This is a genomic window from Candidatus Neomarinimicrobiota bacterium (assembly GCA_016784545.1).
GTDB lineage: Bacteria > Fidelibacterota > UBA8477 > UBA8477 > JABMPR01 > JABMPR01.
In genome coordinates, this window is sequence record JADHUM010000010.1 from 17,650 (window position 1) to 36,082 (window position 18,433).

The window sequence follows — 18,433 nt, forward strand, 5'->3', positions numbered from 1 at the left end:
TATTAAAATATGTCATGCAGATACATGCTGTGTGGAAACACAAAGATGTGAACGATGAGCCACAATAATGACACAGCTCTGGCAGGATTAACAAGAATAGGATATGATTTGGCAAGGTAGTATCCAAAAACGGTTACCAGGGGATCAAAGATGAGTCTATTGGCCCAGAACTCAACACCCTGGAGCCAGAATTCTACTGTTTCACCCAGGAGCCCGACCTCCAGATAGTGTTCAAAAACCTCCCAAATATAGGCCAGCAGTAAAACTGCGACGATGTCAAAGTGACTGGTCTTAATTTCATCACTATTAATCTGAAAATGTTTTAAGAATAACTTCGAATTGATACTCATCACCAGCATGCCGATGGAGATACCGCTTAGGAAATGTTCCAGGGTCCAGATATCAATTGCAGCTACAGTTTTAAAGCCCCATATCATGGAATACACCCCCTCATTTTATTCGTAAGTCATGCCTGTCCAATCAGGCGTTACAATATATTCAAGCCGCCATCATCAAGCTTCAATGGCCGTTTCCAGTAGTTGTACTGAGGGGTCCAATCGGCTTCACTCATGCCTGCCAGGCCTAACAAACCCCACATGGAACAGAAAATGTCGCCAGGCCCAAATTCACTGGAGTTTTTACGGAAGATATCATTTCCAACGCGTTCATAAACTACAGCCCCTGGAGAATTGATTTCACCTGGAGTGACGGTCTGTTCTCTGATGTAGTCCCCACCACCGTGTGATGCCAGTCTGAATCTCCATCCTCTTGAGTTGGCGTATTGACGTTGAAGCTCCGGCGAGTCCTTTGATACCAACGTGACTGAGATGGCTGATTCAAGATGAGGTAAAAAACCATTAAAGCCATCCGCCCAGAGCATACAATATCGACAACCCTGACCCATATTGTGAATCAGGAGCAGTTTATCGTTCTCCCCGAACATTTCCAGCAAAGTGGTCTCGCCCTCAAGCGTTTTGAATGTATAATTTGAGACTTTTTCAGGTGGGTTTGCTTTTCGAAGTTCCGTCAACTTTTCATTTAATTCATATATCTGTTGTTCTATTTGTTTGATTTCATCATTCATGAGTGTGGTCCTCTTGGTTTGATTGAAACCCCCAAATCAATATAGGGCATAGAACCCGCCCAGGAAAAAAATTGCTTCACAGGTATTCGAGGGACAATCATATTGAGATTGGTCTATCTGCGGGGAGAATAGTCTAAATAGTTATCCAATGGATTGGATGAGTCAGTATGCAGGGACAGGATATAATCTACTGTGGGTTGATTATAATTCATCTCGGTATAGTAGGGGACAGGATCGTAAAGCTGGAAATAATTGTCTTCCTGGATGTATAGATAATCTGTGGTTAATACAGAATAGACGCTGTCCCGATTGAAGGTTGTTCCATCACTATGCCGATATCCATCTGATGTCGTCATCCCAGCCACCACATGGTTCTGCAGACAGTCAATTACCTGTTGTCCTGTCAGATTGAGCTCCAGGATGTTGTTTTCAAACGGCAAGACTCCGACAATATCACCTTTGGTAATCTCCCCCGCCTCGATCGCCTGGCGAATACCCCCGGTGTTTGTGATGGCGATATCGGCATTGGGATAATTATATATCCAGGAATCTGTAACCAGATTGTGCATTTCAGGGGAAGATCTGGCTATCTGATTTTCGGTATAGCCGATGACCTCACCCAGAACTTCTGTGGTGGCTGTTTCCCAGCTATTCACAATGCTTTCAACCACTGGATCGGTGGTGCCGCCCTGATTATCAAAGGCTGCAGCCGCCAGGTGAGATACAACCATGGCCTCCCGGTTATACCAGATATCCAGTCGGGCATAGTGGTCCATCCTTGAGCCTCCCTCAATGAGAGCAACCGAGCCAGCCCCACGTATTTCGCTGACCAATGCGTGACAATGCCCTCCTCCAATCATACTGATACCGAGCTCTTTGGCCTGCAGCACCAGTCCCATCATTTCATTTTTACAAATGTGAGCAACACACAAGATGATCTCAACACCCTCAGCCCAGATTTGAGGTACATACTCCTGTAGGGCCTGGTTATAGGCAATAAAATTAAAATCTTCAACATAGGTTGGAAATGTTGTATAGCTGGCGCTTTGGGTGGTTAAACCAATGATTCCCACCAGAATATCATTCACTTCTATTACAACATATGGTTCAGCAAAATCAGGAATGCTATCATTTGATTTCAAACGAATATTTGCTGAAAGATAGGGGAAGTTTGCCTGTGCAACCCGTTTCTGTAATCCAGCCACTTGAAAATCGAATTCGTGATTGCCAATGGCTGCTGCACTATAGCCCATGGCGTTCATTGTTTCTACAGTAGATTCTCCCTGGAACCAGGTTGATATAGCGGGACCTGTCCAATTGTCTCCCCCACTGAGAATCAGAAAAGAACTATTTTCTGTATAGCCTTCCACATCCCTCCAGACACCCATTAATTTGGCGGCACCATCTGTATCATCCGTCTCAGATATCCAACCATGTTCATCATTTGTATAGAGGATGGTCAGGTCCGAGGGGCCCAGGTCTGGAGTATCCTCATCCTTTGCACAAGACTGAAGCAGAAAACAAAATATCAGCAGAATAAATTTGATGGGTCTCATTGGCATAAAACATCGTCCTTAATCACCCAAGGTTAACCTTTCACAATCGTCCCTCATACAAAAAACTGTACCGCTGAATTTCACGTCCTCAATCTGTAAAACCGGATTCTCTTTACTCGCTGGATAATGTTCTTACTTTGACCCACGATGACTGTATCACATAATACCTTGAAATTGTTGGCTGCACTGATCTGGTATATTGGTCCTATCATCCTTTTTACCAAGGGTGCTGATCTGGCGAACCAGGCTTTCGACATGGAGCCCAGGGGGTGGGGACGTCAATTCAGTTGGATAGCCGGTATAACAGTGGGGCTCATAAAAACCCGCTATATCTTTCTAAAAAGCTGTCGGAAAAATATGGCTCGAATTGATGCGCTGGATACCCCTAAACTATGGCAATTTTACCGCATCCAGTTTTTTTTCGCACTTGGTTTGATGATACTTCTCGGTGCTACGCTTTCAAGAGTTTCTGTAGGCAACCACACCTTTCTGGTTGCTGTGGCCACCCTGGATATCAGTATTGGAACCGCATTGCTGATAAGCAGCAAGGTGTTCTGGGAACAGGGAGTCTTTTCCTTTACTAAAAGCTCCTCCTGAAACACAAAGCGCGGATTCGAATCCGCGCCTCGTGGAAACCATCAGTACACTTTTATATCTATTATAGCTTGGGACCCGCCTCAAGAATCTCAGCAGGCATGCCTTCCATATATTTTTTGAAGTTCTCAACGAACAATCTTGCGAGTTGTTCATACTTCTCGGCATAGGCTTCCTTGCTGGGCCACGTCTGAGCTGGATCAAGAACCTTCTCAGGAACGCCCTTACCTGTCTTGGGGACTTCAAAGCCGAATACAGGATCCACTCTATATTCTACATCCTTGAGGTTGCCCTCCAATGCGGCATTCAGCAAGGCTCGTGTATGTTGAATACTCATACGCTTGCCAATTCCAAAAGGACCTCCCGTCCAACCCGTATTGACCAGCCAGCAATCTACATCATGTTTTTTGATGCGCTCTTTGAGCAGCTGGGCATAGTAATAGGGATGGTGAACCATAAAGGGTCCACCAAAACAGGCGCTAAAGGTTGTCTGCGGTTCAGAACCCAGGCCAACTTCAGTACCAGCCACTTTTGAGGTATATCCAGAGATAAAATGATACATAGCCTGATCAGGTGAAAGCCTGGCAATGGGCGGCAGAACACCATTGGCATCACAGGTCAGCATAAAGATGTTTTTAGCGTGACCGCCTTTGGCTTCAGCTACGGCATTATCGATAAAATGCAGGGGGTATGATGCCCGTGTATTTTCTGTACGAGTGCTGTCATCCAGATCCAGCTTTCTGGTGGTGGGATCATAAATCACATTTTCCAGGATGGTCCCGAATTTTTCCGTACAGGCGTATATCTGGGGTTCAGCATCTGGACTTAGCTGGATCACCTTGGCATAACAACCCCCTTCAAAATTGAAGACGCCATCATCACTCCAGCCATGTTCGTCATCGCCTATCAGTTGACGCTTTGGATCTGCAGACAAGGTGGTTTTTCCCGTTCCAGACAATCCAAAGAAAATGGCGGTGTCACCCTCATCACCCATGTTGGCTGAGCAATGCATGGAAAGCACTCCCTGTTTGGGTAGCAGGTAATTCATGACAGTAAAAACAGATTTTTTAATTTCACCAGCATATTGGGTTCCACCGATAATGGCAATCCGCTTGGCGAAGTTTAATGCAATAAAGGTGGGGCTGTTGGTTGCATCCATTTCCGGTGAGGCTGAAAAGTTGGGCACGCAAATCACCGTAAAATCCGGCACATGGTGTTTATACTCATCTTTCTTTTCAATGGGGATAAACATGTTCCGGGCAAACAGGCTATGCCATGCATATTCTGTGATGATCCGAATAGGAAGATTGTAGTGCTCATCTGCACCTACATGACAATCCTGAACAAAGACATCCTTGCCCTGGAGGTATGCCTGCACTCGAGAAAGGAGGACTGCAAACTTTGATTCTGGATAGGGCCGGTTGTACTCACCCCACCAGATATCAGCACTGGTAGAGTCTTCCTTGACCACCAATTTATCGTTGGCCGCCCGTGCTGTATGTTTCCCTGTATTCATGAGGATGGGCCCATTGCTCATGACTTTACCCTCGCCACGAAAAACAATTTCTTCATGGAGTGATGCGGTGTGGAGATTCCAATAGATGTTATTGAGGTTTTTTAAACCATGATTGTTCAATCCGTAGTCACTAGCAGTGGCATTTTTCTCTGCCGATGCTGGGCTTGCCAGACCTAAATGCAGATTCATGACCAGTCCCTCACCAGTTTCCGGTCACCAACAAAGATCTCATTGGGGGCATTGGGATCCAGAGCCCACTTAATACGCTCCACACCTTCCTTGATGTCCTTGATACTTCCGCAATAACTCAAGCGGAGGTGTCCATCCATGCCAAACTCGTTTCCTGGAACCGTAACCACTCGGACTTTATCCAGCAAGAGTTTACTCAACTTGGCGGCACTTTTCTCATAGGCACTGAAGTCAGGGAAACAATAGAACGTCCCGCCTGGTTTTTCCACACGAACCCCATCAATGGTTCGCAACTCATTGATCATGATATCGCGATTGTTCTGCAATGTGACTCGGAGACTCTCAACGCCACTTTGTATACCGTTCAGGGCTCCAACGGCGGCTACTTGTAACAGGGCAGAGGCACATGACGTTGTCTGGGCTTGAATATTATTCATGGCTTCAATAATCTTTGTATTGGCTATCGTCCATCCAATTCGAAAGCCGGTCATGGCATAGGCTTTGGAGACCCCATTCACCACGATCAATTTTGATTTAACCTCATTGGCCTTGGCAAATTGATAGGGAGAGGTCCACTCATATCCATCAAAGACCAGTTTATGGTAAATATCGTCCATGATGAGATAGATGTCTTTTTTCTCGCAGTATTTGACCAACTCAGCGATGAGTGCTTTGGAATAAACAGCGCCAGAGGGGTTGCTTGGGCTGTTTACAATAATAGCCTTTGTATACGACCCAACGGCCTGGGTGATGTCATCCATGGTGGGCTCCAGACGACCGTCCTCCGGTGTGACTACCACTGGTTTTCCATAAGCCATTTTGATCATTTCAGGATAGCTCACCCAATAGGGTGCTAAAACGATGACCTCATCCTGTGGGTCTACAATGGATTGCAGCAAAACTGACAGGGACTGCTTGGCGCCATTGGAAATGAGGATGTTCTTAGGGGTAGTGAGGTGGCCATAGTTCTCCTCAGTATAGCGGACAACCGCTTGACGCAGCGGTAAAATACCTTCTGTTGGTGTGTATTTAATCTCAGCTGAATTCAGTTTTGCAGATGCGGCTAAAATAGCGTCAATGGGAGCTTTGCTTTTTGGTTCACCGCCTCCAAGATGGATAACGGCTTCCCCCTTTTCCTTCAGGATACGGGCTGTATCATTCAGGGCCAGCGTGGGTGATGCTGGGATCGATTTTGCGAGTTGGCTGATGCTCATGGGTGGCCTTTTTAAAAAAACAATTTTTTATTATTTCCAGGTCGTCTTCGTGTACCTGAAACCAAATTGAGCAAACATAGATTCACAAAATCTATTATACCAACAAAAACGGAGCGATAGATTAATATTTTTAGGAAATATGACTAAAATGGTTAAGATTTTAATGTCGTGCGTGTAAATGAGGCAAATACGGTCCTGTATTGGGTCTAATAAAGGGCTTCAGCCCCTCCTCTTGAGTTTAAAAAAGAAACGGGATCAAATACCACGAATGTTTTTTGTAGTCTGCCCATGTTTCATAGCGTGACATGGACCGTTCTTTCATTATAATATTTACTGAAAAATACCCAAGCCAGACCCAGGCCAGGATAACCCAGGGAATCCAATGCCAGGTGATGATTGCAAAAGCCCCATAAATCATCATTTCTCCCAAATAATTAGGGTGCCTTATAAAACGAAAGAGGCCTGTAGTGATTAGCCCCTTTTTAAACTTGAGGGTATAGAATTTTTGGGCATCTGCAACCAGCATGAGGGTTAAACCCATGGCGTATATAAAAACTGCCAGGGCCGTCCAGAACATGTTCGCACCGTCATGTGCCTCCCCCAGGACTGGAGAAATCAATAGATAGGGTGCCACCCAGTAAGGCCCCAGAACGGCCACTATGGCTGTAACACCTCCACCAAAGGTGATTTTTATCTGCCACTTGTTGTCTGGAAAAATGAGGTCTTTAAGAATCCAGATTATGCCGTAACTGCCATGCAAAGCTAGATAGACCCAGGCCTGTGTGGAAAAATTATCGTAGAATAGCATCAATCCCAGCACCCAGAAAAGGGTCATCCCTTTTTGAAAATTAATAACCCAGTTAAACTTTAAAATTCTGGGTCCTCCAAACAGGTCGTGGCTTAAATAATTGGTTGCCCTGTGGATTGAAGAAATCATATTTGCCATAATTTTGCCTTCTTATTCCTTTTCCGCAATCAAGATGTAGCTAAGCGGAATATCTGGTCCGACCTCCTGGTTCTTGCCATGAAGCGTGGAAATATCATCTGGGTATTCTGAGAAATGTCTCACTTTCATCCCATTATCAATAATGCCCATAAGAATATCTGATAACGTCCAAACAAACCAGTACATGGTCTTAGAATCATAGGTTGTTTTGCCGACATAGTCGATGCCATCATTGTCGATGTAGGGATCCCTTTTAAAATAGGGTTCAATAATTTTCAGGGGATCCACGTTTTCCAGATCGTCTGAGGGTAGCATTTCAGAGAAGGGATGTGACTCATATATAAAGAGCTCTCCTGAATCGTTGAGAAGTGAAGCTACCTTGCCAAAAAAGCGCTGAATAGCAGGCATCCACCCCAAACAGCCGATACTGATATATACAATATCAAATTCACCCTGATACTGCTCTGGGATATCATAGATGTCCGCCTGAACAAACTCACAGGCAATTCCAAACCTCGCTGCCCGTTCGCTGGCCTCCTGAATCGCAGCGTCAGAAATGTCAAAGCCCACACATTCCCCGGCACCCATGTTTTTGAGGGACATAAGCTCTACCCCATTGTTGCAGCAGACGTGGGCAATCTTCTGTCCTTCTATATTCAGCGATTTTATCAATGATAATTCAGGTTCATTAATCACTGAGAAACCGGGAGCCGCAAAGGCTTTATCCCATTTGTCAGCATTGGCTTTTTGATGATGGGGCATGGCCTCATTCCAGGCTTCCCGATTGGCCTGTGTGAATTTTTTGGAATCACTCATTCTTAACCCCTGTCATTTTAGCAATATCACTTTTTGTGACTGTGAAAGACTCTGATTTGAAAGTTGCACAATAAAAATTCCCGATGGTAATTCGTTTTGATTTTGATCTCTGCCGTTCCATTTCAAGGTATGTACCCCGGCACCATTTGAAGAAACATCACTGGCCCAGACTTGCATTCCCTGAAGGTTAAAGATACTGATGCCGGCCTGATGCGAACCCACCAACTCATATTCAATACTGAGTTCTGAGTTAAATGGCGAGGGATACAATCGTTCCAGAGAAATGGAGGAGGGCGTTCTTGCCCCATCATTTTTGTCTATCCCTGCCGTTGGATCCAACAATTCCAGCATGGCTGAACCAGTGGCATCTTCAGTAATAAAGCCAAGCAGCTCCCCTATGGTTGGTGCGATATCAGGTATTGTCCTGGGAATCTCTGAAACCAGACCACTGTGTATATCAGGTCCAATGGCCAGAAGTTGTATGTGGCGACAGCCCATACGGTCATCCCCGTGCCCCTGAAAATTATAATCATGCCTACCATGATCATTGGTTACCAGCATGGTGGTCTTTCCGGCATAGGTGGTATCCACCTGGAGGGTGTTCCAAAGTTCACCCACAAGGCTGTCCGCAATTGAGATAGCATTGAGGTAATCTTCCCAATTACCTGAATGCCCCCTGGAATCCACATCTGCCAGATACATAAGCAGAAAATGAGGTGCCAGATCAGAGATCACCTGCTCAGTTTCATGCCATACATCAATATCGGTGGAGCCAACGCTATGATACAGCGGCCAGTAATCCATTCCATAATCAGGATCAAGACTGGCTTTCCATGGGCAGAGTGCTTTTAGTGTATAAACACAATCGTCTGCAGGTCTGGATAGTTGCTTGCGATAATACTCAAAGACAGTTGGAAGTTCGGTGGTGTTGTTGGAACTCCCATCGCAATCTGGATCGCTAAAGGTGTTAATATCTGTCCATGCTCCACACCAGATAGCCGGGATAGCCCTGCTGGTATAGGTGGCACCATCGTTTTGAAAATTGCCAACCAGAGCCCCCTGTTCAGCCAGAGAAGCCATTTGAGGTACTTGAGCATGGGTGACATCACCCAAACCCTCACTATAGCGCAGGCCATCAATGATGACCAAAACGACATGGTCAGTTACATATGCCTTTCCTGCGGCTGGCAATAGGACCAACAGCATGACAAAGAATAGAAGGACAAGGGGGGTGCTTCTCTGTGCAGCATTAGAATTTATCATTTAGAATGGTGCCTCCGGGATGCTGAATTCAGCCTTCGCTGAGCGTTTGAATTGCTCTTGTTTCTTCTGCTTAAGATACATGGCCTGTTTGAGTCCACGATCTCTCAATGCTCCTACACTAACGGTAGTGGAACTCCCCTTATAGATTCTTTTCCCAAAACGGCTTATTACATCCCAATCGATTTCAATCCCCAGACCAGGGCTATCCGGTATTTTAATTCTACCCTCAGTATCGCGAGGGAAGCCACCCTTAATAAAGCGCGCCCAGGCATCAGCTGTCCAGTTTCCTTCCAGTGGAAACTCCAGGATGCTACGTTCTGATTCAGGTATGACACCGACCAGTTGGAGAGCTATGGCAAAACCCAGGCCGGTGGTCCAGGTGTGGGGACAAAATTTAACCTTGTCATCAGGGCGTTCTTGATTGTGTTTTTCAATCTCCCTGATAAGCCAGTAAACATTGGAAATTCCACCTGCATAGGTGCCGCCAGCCATGACGGCATCAGGTTGATAAATGTCCAGGCTACCCAGGTCCAACATGGCCCTGAAGTCTCGCCAGGAAGAATTGAGCTCTCCCCCGGCGATAGGTGTGCTGGTGTTTTTCCGAAGCTCGGCCAGACCCTCAAAATTTCCGCGATTCAGAGGTTCTTCAAGCCAGTAAACTTGATGGGGTTCCAGACCCCGGGCAAATTTCAGCGCTAAATCCAAATCCCACTTGGGCGTTTCATCAATCAAATCCACGGGCCAGCCCTGATTGGCATCTACCATGATTTTCATGTCGGGACCCACCTGGTCACGGGCGGCTCCCACATAATCGATCATTTTATTCAGGTCCAGACCCTTCACCCTCAGCTTGATGCCTTTATACGCTTGACTTTGCGCCCAGACGCTGAGCTCCCTTGATTTATCTTGATCATGGTCATGATTTGCACCCGTGGACATATACGGATAGACAAACCCGCCACTGCCACCCAACACTTTCCAGAGGGGTTCATTTCTACTTTTACCAATAATGTCCCAAATAGCACCATCGATCCAGCCATTGCGCATACCGATATATGAGAATTCTTGAATCCGTTGATTCATCAGTCTTATATCTAAAGGATTGAGACCCATGAGATAATTACCAAGCATGTGTCCCAACCCATTCCGCTCTGTCCCCATTCCTACGGTGGCTGCTACCCCCTCAAGACCAGTATCTGTGCCAAGTTTTAAGAGATAAAACCTGACTTCTGATTGTCGGAATCCGGGAATCCAGCTGGGCTGGAAATAGGCAGGTTGGGCAAAAAAGCCGGGCTTCTTCTCCTCCAGGGGAATCTTGACATAATAGAGCTCTATGCGATCAATTTTCATCGTGTGCACCCCACTTGATTATCTATGATGCTTAAAACATTTGTATCTGTGTGTGAACTTATCTTACTGAATAACAATGACAAGTGGCATCTTATCTATCAACCCCCCAGTATTATAAATCACACATCAATTGCTGGTCTGGACACGGGTTCTACTCAGCCTTGCGGCCAAGGCGACCTTCTATTTCAGCTTCCAGGGTTCGGGGTTCATAGTCAAACAGTTCTAACAGTTTTTGGTGGTCCCGGGGTACTTCGTCTGCCAGATCTGCTGGAAAATTATTTAGCAGGAGCAGGCTTTGGTATAGATATCGGGGAAAGGGTGTTATGGGGTAGATCAGTGCCGAAATCACATTCACCACTGTCAGTGGAATGGCCATGTGTTGTATCGCACTCCCGGTTATCTCCGAGATCAGTGCAGCGACTTCAGGAAAATTGTAGGCTTGCGGACCGGTAAGTCTGATTCGTTGACCCCCCAGATCGTCTCTCAGAGCGGTCTGTGCCGTGATCTCACCAACGTCCTCAGCTGAGATGGTTGGGATGGCCTTGAGACCCCCTCCTGGAACTGTCATTTTATTACCTCTAAGAAAGGCAAAAAATAACTCGAAAGCAGGGGCATCCCCCAAAATGGTCCAGTTTAGATCTGAAGCTCGAAGTGCTGCTTCAATCTCAATCTTGATCGCTCCAAATTCAGGGATCTTCAGGTCATCCAGTAAGCTGGCCCGCATTTCATAACCAGACATATAGATCAAGCGGGAAATGTTCAGTTTTTTTGCTTCCAACATGATATTCAACACCGCATCACGTTCAATTGCTTGCATCTTACGAATCAGCTTGACGGACATGGCAGCCAGACAGATAACGATGACATCCATGCCCTGCAGAGCCCTGTTGATATCCCCAGGACGGGTCACATCGCCCTCAAAGATTTCTACCTCAGAACCGACAACAGCCCGAGCCCCTTCAGCATTCCTGCTAACGACCCTGACCAGCTGCCCCCGGGCAACCAGAGCAGCGACAACGGTGCGTCCATAGTATCCAGTTCCGCCAAAGACGATTATCTTTTTAGCCATTACTGCTCCCCCTCTTGTTCCCTGTAAATAGGTACTGTGCAAATATATACTCCGAAAACACACGGGAAAGCATCTATTAATGATTCTTCCAGCTGACTGGTGTACACCGTCTCACTAACAGATGGCACAGGTCTTGGCCTGGGAAAACTTCTACCTTCTAACTTCTAACTTTTGCCTTAGTTTGAGGCATGCACTGGTTGACCATTTTACGCCCCCTGAATCTACTTCAAGCGACCCTGGCGGTTGTCCTCACAACTGCTTTCCTGGGTGAAATGGCACAGGTCGATGTGCTCCTTCTGTTGATTCTATCGGTGACCACCATAAACGCCGGTGGAAATATCATCAATGACATCTATGATCTGGAAATTGACAGGATAAATCGTCCGGATCGGCCCTTGCCTTCAGGAGCCATGAGTGTTAAACAAGCTCGCATTTACCTCATCATTCTTTTTGCCGCCGGCAGCCTGTTTTCATGGTTTATATCAATGGAGGCTTTCATTATTGCCGGGCTCATTTCAATTCCAACCCTGATAGCGTATAGTGCCTGCTTTAAACGGCAGCCTCTGATTGGTAACCTGACGGTGTCATTTATGTTGGGGTTGGCGTTCATCTATGTCGGTTCTGCTTTTGGCAATATTCAGGCCACCCTGGTTATGGCTGCCCTGGCCTTTGGTTTCACACTGATCAGAGAGATAGTAAAGGATCTGGAAGACATGGCGGGCGATTCTCAAGATGAAGCTCGTACGCTCCCTCTGGTTTGGGGAGAAAGCAAAACGCTTGCATTGGTTCTCCTGCTCATGGTGGCCTTTGTGTTTGTGGATACCCTGCCATTTTTTCTGGGAGGCTACAACCATGTCTATCTATGGATCGTTATATTGGGTATAAATCTGCCCCTGCTGGTTTTCGCCTTATTGCTCTGGAAACAGCCGAACAAAAAAAATTACTCCAGGGCACAATTGTTTTTAAAACTCGATATTTTTGTGGGTCTCGCTGCTCTATATTTCGGCCAGACTTTTTAACTGCTTTTCCCCCAGGGGAATCATAATAAGGATACACCGTGGCTGAATTCGTTCACCTTCACAATCATTCCCACTACTCGCTGCTGGACGGCGCTGCCCGCATAGATCAAATTATTTCCAAGGTCTCCGAACTGGAGATGAAAAGCTTTGCTCTGACTGATCATGGCAACATGTTCGGCGCTGTTGAATTTTACAAGGCTGCCACCAAGGCTAAAATCAAACCTATTATTGGGATGGAGGCCTATGTAGCTCCGGGCATCCACACCGAAAAACGCCTGCCTACTGAAGGAAAAAGAGCCTATCATCTTGTCCTGCTGGCTAAAAATGAAATTGGATATCGCAATCTTCTCAAACTGACATCCATGGCCTACCAGGATGGCTTCTATTTTGTTCCCCGTGTTGATAAAGATTTGCTGAGACAGCACTCTGAGGGTCTCATCGCCACGACAGCTTGCCTCAGTGGACAGGTTACCTATCATGCTGCCCGAGGAGATTACGACCGGGCCAAGGAGCAGGCTATTGAATATGACGAGATATTTGGTCGGGGTAATTTCTTTTTAGAGATGCAACGTCACTTCACCCTTGAAGGTCGTGAGTTTGAGCTGGAGGCCATTGCACGTGAAGTGGTTCAGAAAGTCTCAAGGGATACTGGCATTCCACTGGTAGCAACCAATGATTCTCACTATGTCAGCTCAGATCATCACAAGGCTCACGATGCCTTGATATGTATTGGTCGTGGCAAATACATCAGCGATACCAATCGCATGAAATACGATACCAAAGACATTTACATCAAAAGTGCTGAGCAGATGGTCGAACTCTTCAAAGATGTTCCAGAAGCCATTGAGAACACACTACGTATTAATGAAATGTGCCAGTTCAAACTGGAAACCGGTGTAAACCACATGCCTGAATTCCCCATTCCAGAAGGTCGTTCTCTAAACGACCACCTAGATGCAATCACCTGGGAGGGCATGGAAGGTCGAGTCAAACAAATCGACACCCGCTACAAAGAGCGTCTGAATTATGAGCTTGATGTTATCAAAAAAATGGGCTTCCCCGGATACTTTCTCATTACCCATGATTTTGTGAATTATGCTAAAAAACAAGGCATTCCTGTGGGACCAGGTCGTGGGTCGGCAGCTGGAAGCCTGGTCGCCTATTCTCTTGGTATAACGGATCTTGATCCCCTTCAATACGATTTACTGTTCGAGCGTTTTCTGAATCCTGATCGTGTGAGTATGCCCGATATTGATATCGATTTTTGTTATGACCGACGGGAAGAGGTCATCGATTATATGCGGGACCGCTTTGGACACGATTCAGTTACTCAGATCATTACCTTTAATAAACTCAAAGCTCGTGCAGTTATTCGAGATGTGGGACGTGTCCTGGAAGTCCCCATCAAAGAAACGGATCGAATTGCCAAGCTGGTCCCTGAAGAGCTGGGCATCAAACTGCCTCAAGCTCTGAAGAAAAGTCCAGAGCTGAAACTGGCATCGGAACTTGACGAAGTTCATAAACAGTTATTCGACTATTCTGAAGTCCTGGAAGGCATGAACCGCAATGCCGGTAAGCATGCTGCTGGCCTGGTGATAGCTCCTGGAAAACTCACTGATTACATCCCCCTTTATAAATCCGCCAAAGATGGGACGGTTACCAGCCAGTACGATATGAAAGCCCTGGAGGATGTGGGCTTAATCAAGTTCGACTTCCTCGGCCTGAGAACGCTTACAGTCATTCAGGAGGCTATTGAACTCATCAAGAAGTTTAAAGGCGTGGAGATTGATATTGCAACCATCCCCATGGACGACCCGGCTGTCTATAAGTTATTTGCTGATGGCCTGACCATCGGTTTGTTCCAGTTTGAATCTACGGGCATGCGGGAGTATTTGAAGAAACTCAAGCCAACAGTCCTGGAAGATTTGTTTGCCATGAATGCCCTGTATCGACCAGGTCCCATGGGCAATATTAATGACTTTATCGCCCGAAAACATGGTGAACAGAAAGTGACCTCTTTGCATCCCTTGATGGAGGAGATTCTCAAAGAAACTTACGGTATTATCGTCTACCAGGAACAGGTCATGCAACTGGGATCGGTGATTGCTGGATTTTCTCTCTCAAAAGCCGATTTAATGCGCCGGGCCATGGGTAAAAAGATCAAATCCCTCATGGATGAGATGAAAGAAGAGTTTATAACCGGTGCTAAGAAAAATGACATCAATGAAAAACTCGCCAGCAAGATCTGGGATTTAATTGAGAAATTTGCTGAATATGGTTTTAACAAAAGTCACTCTGCTGCCTATTCGGTTATTGCCTATCAGACCGCTTATCTGAAGACCCACTATCCTGTCGAATTCCTGGCGGCTAACATGAGCTCAGAAAAGGATAACACGGAAAAAATTCAGATGCTTCTGGCCGAATGTCGCAAACTGGGCATTAACACGATTGCGCCTGATGTAAATGCCAGTATGGTTCACTTTGCCCCAGGCGAAGGTAAAAGTATTATTTACGGATTGAATGCCATCAAGAAGGTGGGCTCCAAGGCAGCTGAAGTCATCATGCAGGAACGTCTGGACAATGGCCCCTTTGAATCTATTTTTGATTTCTGTTCCAGAGTTGACTCACAAAGCACCAATAAGGGTGTGGTTGAAGCCCTGGTGGGCAGTGGCGCTATGGACACACTCCCGGGAACACGCTGGGAGAAATTCCTCAGTGTTGAAGATGCAGTTTATCATGGACAGCGGGTTCAAACCCTGAAGAACACCAACCAGACCGACCTCTTTGGTGGCGGTGGTGATTCAGCCATGATCCGAGAGCCCGAACTAAACGATGCCCCGGCCTGGAACAACATGGACATGCTCAATCGTGAGCGGGAATACATCGGGTTCTATCTCACCGGGCATCCCTTGCATGGTTTTGAGAGCGAAATCAATGCCTTCTCAAATCTTGACCTTATCGACCTGACTGCCAGCCGAGATGAGCAGGATGTGCGCATTGGTGGCATTATTTCAGGCATGAAAATCCACTATGATAAACGCAATAACCAAATGGCCTTTTTCACCTTAAATGGTCTTGATGGCTCTATTGAGGCGTTGGCATTCTCGGATGCCTTTACCAAGTACAAGGAATACATCGCCAATGATTCCAGGGTCTATATGGAAGGTCGAATTTCAAAAAGAAGTGACGATGATCTCAAGGTCCTGGTGACTAAGGTGATCCCCCTGGAAGAGGGACAAAACGAATATGCCCGTGAAGTCCACATCGCTTTTGATCCTGCCCTTCTGGCTGGAAACGTATTGGATGAGACTCAAATTCTTGCCAGGCGATATTCTGGTGCCTGCACACTGATTTTCCACCTCAGAGAAGGTGATACGCGTGAAAGAATTATGATGGCCAGAAGCGCCAGGGTTTCTGCAAACCGAGGGTTTATCCGAACCCTCCGTGATTCCTTTGGTGAAGAAAATGTCTGGCTGGCCTAGCTACCTATTTTTACAACGAAACAGATCAAAGCATATATCGTTTTAACCCTCACAGTTTGGGCTAAAGTTCATTTATGGTTGACACAAACCCTGGGCTGAAGTCCAAAGTAACTACCTCAAGGCAACTCATCACCATTCACTCTAATGCTGGATCAGGTGCAGCAAATAAAAATATTTCCTTTCATCCTGAGGTCAGTTTGTCTATCGTTCACCCCAGAATTGTGTCATAAGGATATAGATATGATCGCCGTCGTACAAAGAGTCAGCAGTGGCGAAGTCAAAATTTCCGGTCGATCCAGAGGCAAGATTGGCATGGGCTATGTCATTCTGTTAGGTGTGGCTGAAGATGATTCTCAGGAGGATGCTGACTGGTTGGCTGAAAAGATTGTTGGCTTAAGAATCTTTGAAGATAAAAACGAGAAGATGAATTTATCCATCAAGGACGTGGAGGGGAAAGCCCTGGTGATTTCCCAATTTACCCTGCTTGCAGACTATAAACGAGGACGCAGACCCGGCTTTACCCGGGCAGCCCGACCTGAAAAAGCCATCCCGCTTTATGAATATTTTATGGACCAGCTCTGGCACCAGGGAATTGAAGTTGAAAAGGGTGAATTCGGAACCGAAATGCAAGTTCATATCATGAATGAAGGTCCTGTTACACTGGTTATGGACAGCACGGTAAAGTTTCCTCGTTAATAATCTTGGACATTGAGTTCATCGAAATGTCCAGTCCTTGTCAGAAAATCAACCTTAAGCTACAAGCAGTCCTATGACAAACATCAATTACACCGGCCTTTAGGCCGGGGTTCAACGGACAGAAAAGAAGGGTTTTAACCCTGACAGTTTGGGCTAAAGCCCCATCTTGAATCTTTCTCTCTACCCCCGCGCTGAAGCACGGGGTAATTGTCTGCCTGGAGCGCGATGTCCTCTCCATACCACGAGAACCACCTCAGACTTCGACCCTTCGATAAACTCAGGACAGACAGGCCCAGCCGCCGGTGGACAACCTGCGTCTTCGCGAAGGAGTGAAACGACTGACGCGATCTCGGGCCATCCGCTTTCCAGGAATTCGGAGATTGCCGCGCTCATTGCATTCGCTCGCAATGACACAAGGGGCTTGATCCTGCATGTCTTCGCGAAGGAGTGAAACGACTGACGCGATCTCGAGCCAACGAAATGTCCAATCCTTGTCAGAAAACCAGCCTAAGGCTTCAAGTCGTCCGGAAAACAAACATCAATTACCCTGGCCTTTAGGCCGGGGTTCAACGGACAGTAAAGAAGGGTTTTAACCCTGACTGTTTGGGCTAAAGCCCTATCTTGAATCTTTCTCTCTACCCCCGCGCTGAAGCACGGGGCAATTGTCTGCCGTTGTGCTGTGTGACAGATTGGTTCTGGAAAAATCGCCCCACCATCTTTCCAGTTTCATCCCATTTCCCCATCCTTAACTTCAGCCACAAATTTATAAGGGGTCCTATGTCTCAAATTGGAAGAATGAATACGCTCCATGTCATGCGGGAAGTGGACTTTGGGGTCTATCTGGATGGCGAAGAACTGGGTGATATTCTATTACCCAAACGCGAAGTTCCAGAAGGCACAAAAGTTGACGATATGCTCGAGGTATTTGTATACTTTGATTCCACAGACACCATCATTGCATCAACCCTAAAGCCTAAAACCATGGTGGGTGAATTTGCCAGCCTCAAGGTTATCGACAATAATGAGATGGGCGCTTTTCTGGATTGGGGGCTGCCCAAAGATCTGTTGGTTCCCTTTCGTGAACAAAGCCACAAACTTGTCGAGGGTCGACACTATGTGGTCCACACTTATCTGGACATCGTCAGCAACCGCATTGCAGCCAGCACCAAACTCGACAAGTTTTTAAGTGATGAGAACCCACGCTTCACTCCTGGTGAAAAAGTTGATCTGTTTATCGTAAATCGCACAGATCTGGGATATAAAGCCATTATTGAGAACGGATATTGGGGTCTGCTTTTCAAAGACGAAGTTTTCCAGCCCCTGCAACAGGGGCAACAACTTGAAGGCTACATCAAAAACATCCGCGAGGATGGCAAGATTGATCTCACTCTTCAGGAGCCTGGCGTACAACACATGGATGCCGCCAGTCAAAAGATTCTGGATTTGCTCGAGGAGCATCAGGGATTCCTGCCCTTCAATGACAAAACACCACCTGATGTCGTTTATCGTGAATTTGGGTTGAGCAAGAAGGTGTTTAAGCGTTCTATTGGTTCTCTCTATAAAAAACGCCTGATCAAGCTTGAACCGCATGGGATTCAACTCATAGACGACAACTGAATTCAAGAATGAGGCAGACCTT

At 46.3% G+C, this 18,433-nt stretch carries 15 protein-coding genes; 5 read left to right on the forward strand and 10 right to left on the reverse strand.

Features of this window, described 5'->3' with window-relative positions:
* Nucleotides 1–2 precede the first annotated feature (2 nt).
* From ISR87_03680 to ISR87_03690, 3 genes are all read right to left on the reverse strand, one after another.
* Complete coding sequence (locus ISR87_03680) at nucleotides 3–437, reverse strand: hypothetical protein (GenBank protein MBL7024532.1); 435 nt, start codon at nucleotides 435–437, stop codon at nucleotides 3–5.
* A gap of 50 nt (nucleotides 438–487) precedes the next feature.
* Nucleotides 488–1,084, reverse strand: coding sequence for a DUF899 family protein (locus ISR87_03685; GenBank protein ID MBL7024533.1), 597 nt, complete (start codon nucleotides 1,082–1,084; stop codon nucleotides 488–490).
* A gap of 113 nt (nucleotides 1,085–1,197) precedes the next feature.
* Nucleotides 1,198–2,640, reverse strand: coding sequence for a bifunctional metallophosphatase/5'-nucleotidase (locus ISR87_03690; protein MBL7024534.1), 1,443 nt, complete (start codon nucleotides 2,638–2,640; stop codon nucleotides 1,198–1,200).
* Nucleotides 2,641–2,787: 147 nt separating this feature from the next.
* Between ISR87_03690 and ISR87_03695 the strand changes: the two genes are divergently transcribed.
* Nucleotides 2,788–3,237 (forward strand): hypothetical protein, encoded by a 450-nt coding sequence (locus ISR87_03695; protein ID MBL7024535.1) that lies wholly within the window; start codon nucleotides 2,788–2,790, stop codon nucleotides 3,235–3,237.
* A gap of 61 nt (nucleotides 3,238–3,298) precedes the next feature.
* On the opposite strand, the gene pckA is transcribed toward ISR87_03695, so the two are convergent.
* The 7 genes from pckA to ISR87_03730 form a co-directional block, all read right to left on the reverse strand.
* The gene (pckA, locus tag ISR87_03700; protein MBL7024536.1) at nucleotides 3,299–4,939 is read right to left on the reverse strand and encodes a phosphoenolpyruvate carboxykinase (ATP); all 1,641 of its coding nucleotides are present in this window, start codon (nucleotides 4,937–4,939) and stop codon (nucleotides 3,299–3,301) included.
* Nucleotides 4,936–6,153: a pyridoxal phosphate-dependent aminotransferase gene (locus tag ISR87_03705; protein ID MBL7024537.1), complete on the reverse strand. Its 1,218-nt coding sequence runs from the start codon at nucleotides 6,151–6,153 to the stop codon at nucleotides 4,936–4,938. The genes pckA and ISR87_03705 overlap by 4 nt, the downstream gene beginning before the upstream one ends.
* A gap of 238 nt (nucleotides 6,154–6,391) precedes the next feature.
* Nucleotides 6,392–7,099, reverse strand: a complete 708-nt coding sequence (locus ISR87_03710) for a DUF1295 domain-containing protein (GenBank protein MBL7024538.1) — start codon at nucleotides 7,097–7,099, stop codon at nucleotides 6,392–6,394.
* Between the two features lie 12 nt (nucleotides 7,100–7,111).
* On the reverse strand, nucleotides 7,112–7,915 hold the full coding sequence (locus ISR87_03715; GenBank protein MBL7024539.1) for a class I SAM-dependent methyltransferase: 804 nt from the start codon (nucleotides 7,913–7,915) through the stop codon (nucleotides 7,112–7,114).
* 12 nt (nucleotides 7,916–7,927) lie between these two features.
* Complete coding sequence (locus ISR87_03720; protein MBL7024540.1) at nucleotides 7,928–9,178, reverse strand: T9SS type A sorting domain-containing protein; 1,251 nt, start codon at nucleotides 9,176–9,178, stop codon at nucleotides 7,928–7,930.
* Nucleotides 9,179–10,528, reverse strand: a complete 1,350-nt coding sequence (locus ISR87_03725) for a mandelate racemase/muconate lactonizing enzyme family protein (protein MBL7024541.1) — start codon at nucleotides 10,526–10,528, stop codon at nucleotides 9,179–9,181.
* A gap of 151 nt (nucleotides 10,529–10,679) precedes the next feature.
* Complete coding sequence (locus ISR87_03730) at nucleotides 10,680–11,597, reverse strand: NAD(P)H-binding protein (protein MBL7024542.1); 918 nt, start codon at nucleotides 11,595–11,597, stop codon at nucleotides 10,680–10,682.
* A 197-nt stretch (nucleotides 11,598–11,794) separates the two neighbouring features.
* Here ISR87_03730 and ISR87_03735 point away from each other — a divergent pair, with 197 nt between their 5' ends.
* From ISR87_03735 to ISR87_03750, 4 genes are all read left to right on the forward strand, one after another.
* Nucleotides 11,795–12,616, forward strand: a complete 822-nt coding sequence (locus ISR87_03735; protein MBL7024543.1) for a geranylgeranylglycerol-phosphate geranylgeranyltransferase — start codon at nucleotides 11,795–11,797, stop codon at nucleotides 12,614–12,616.
* Nucleotides 12,617–12,654: 38 nt separating this feature from the next.
* Nucleotides 12,655–16,098 (forward strand): DNA polymerase III subunit alpha, encoded by a 3,444-nt coding sequence (dnaE, locus tag ISR87_03740; GenBank protein ID MBL7024544.1) that lies wholly within the window; start codon nucleotides 12,655–12,657, stop codon nucleotides 16,096–16,098.
* 240 nt (nucleotides 16,099–16,338) lie between these two features.
* On the forward strand, nucleotides 16,339–16,794 hold the full coding sequence (locus ISR87_03745) for a D-tyrosyl-tRNA(Tyr) deacylase (GenBank protein MBL7024545.1): 456 nt from the start codon (nucleotides 16,339–16,341) through the stop codon (nucleotides 16,792–16,794).
* A gap of 777 nt (nucleotides 16,795–17,571) precedes the next feature.
* A complete protein-coding gene (locus tag ISR87_03750) occupies nucleotides 17,572–18,411 on the forward strand; it encodes a GntR family transcriptional regulator (GenBank protein MBL7024546.1) in 840 nt (279 codons plus the stop codon).
* Nucleotides 18,412–18,433 lie beyond the last annotated feature (22 nt).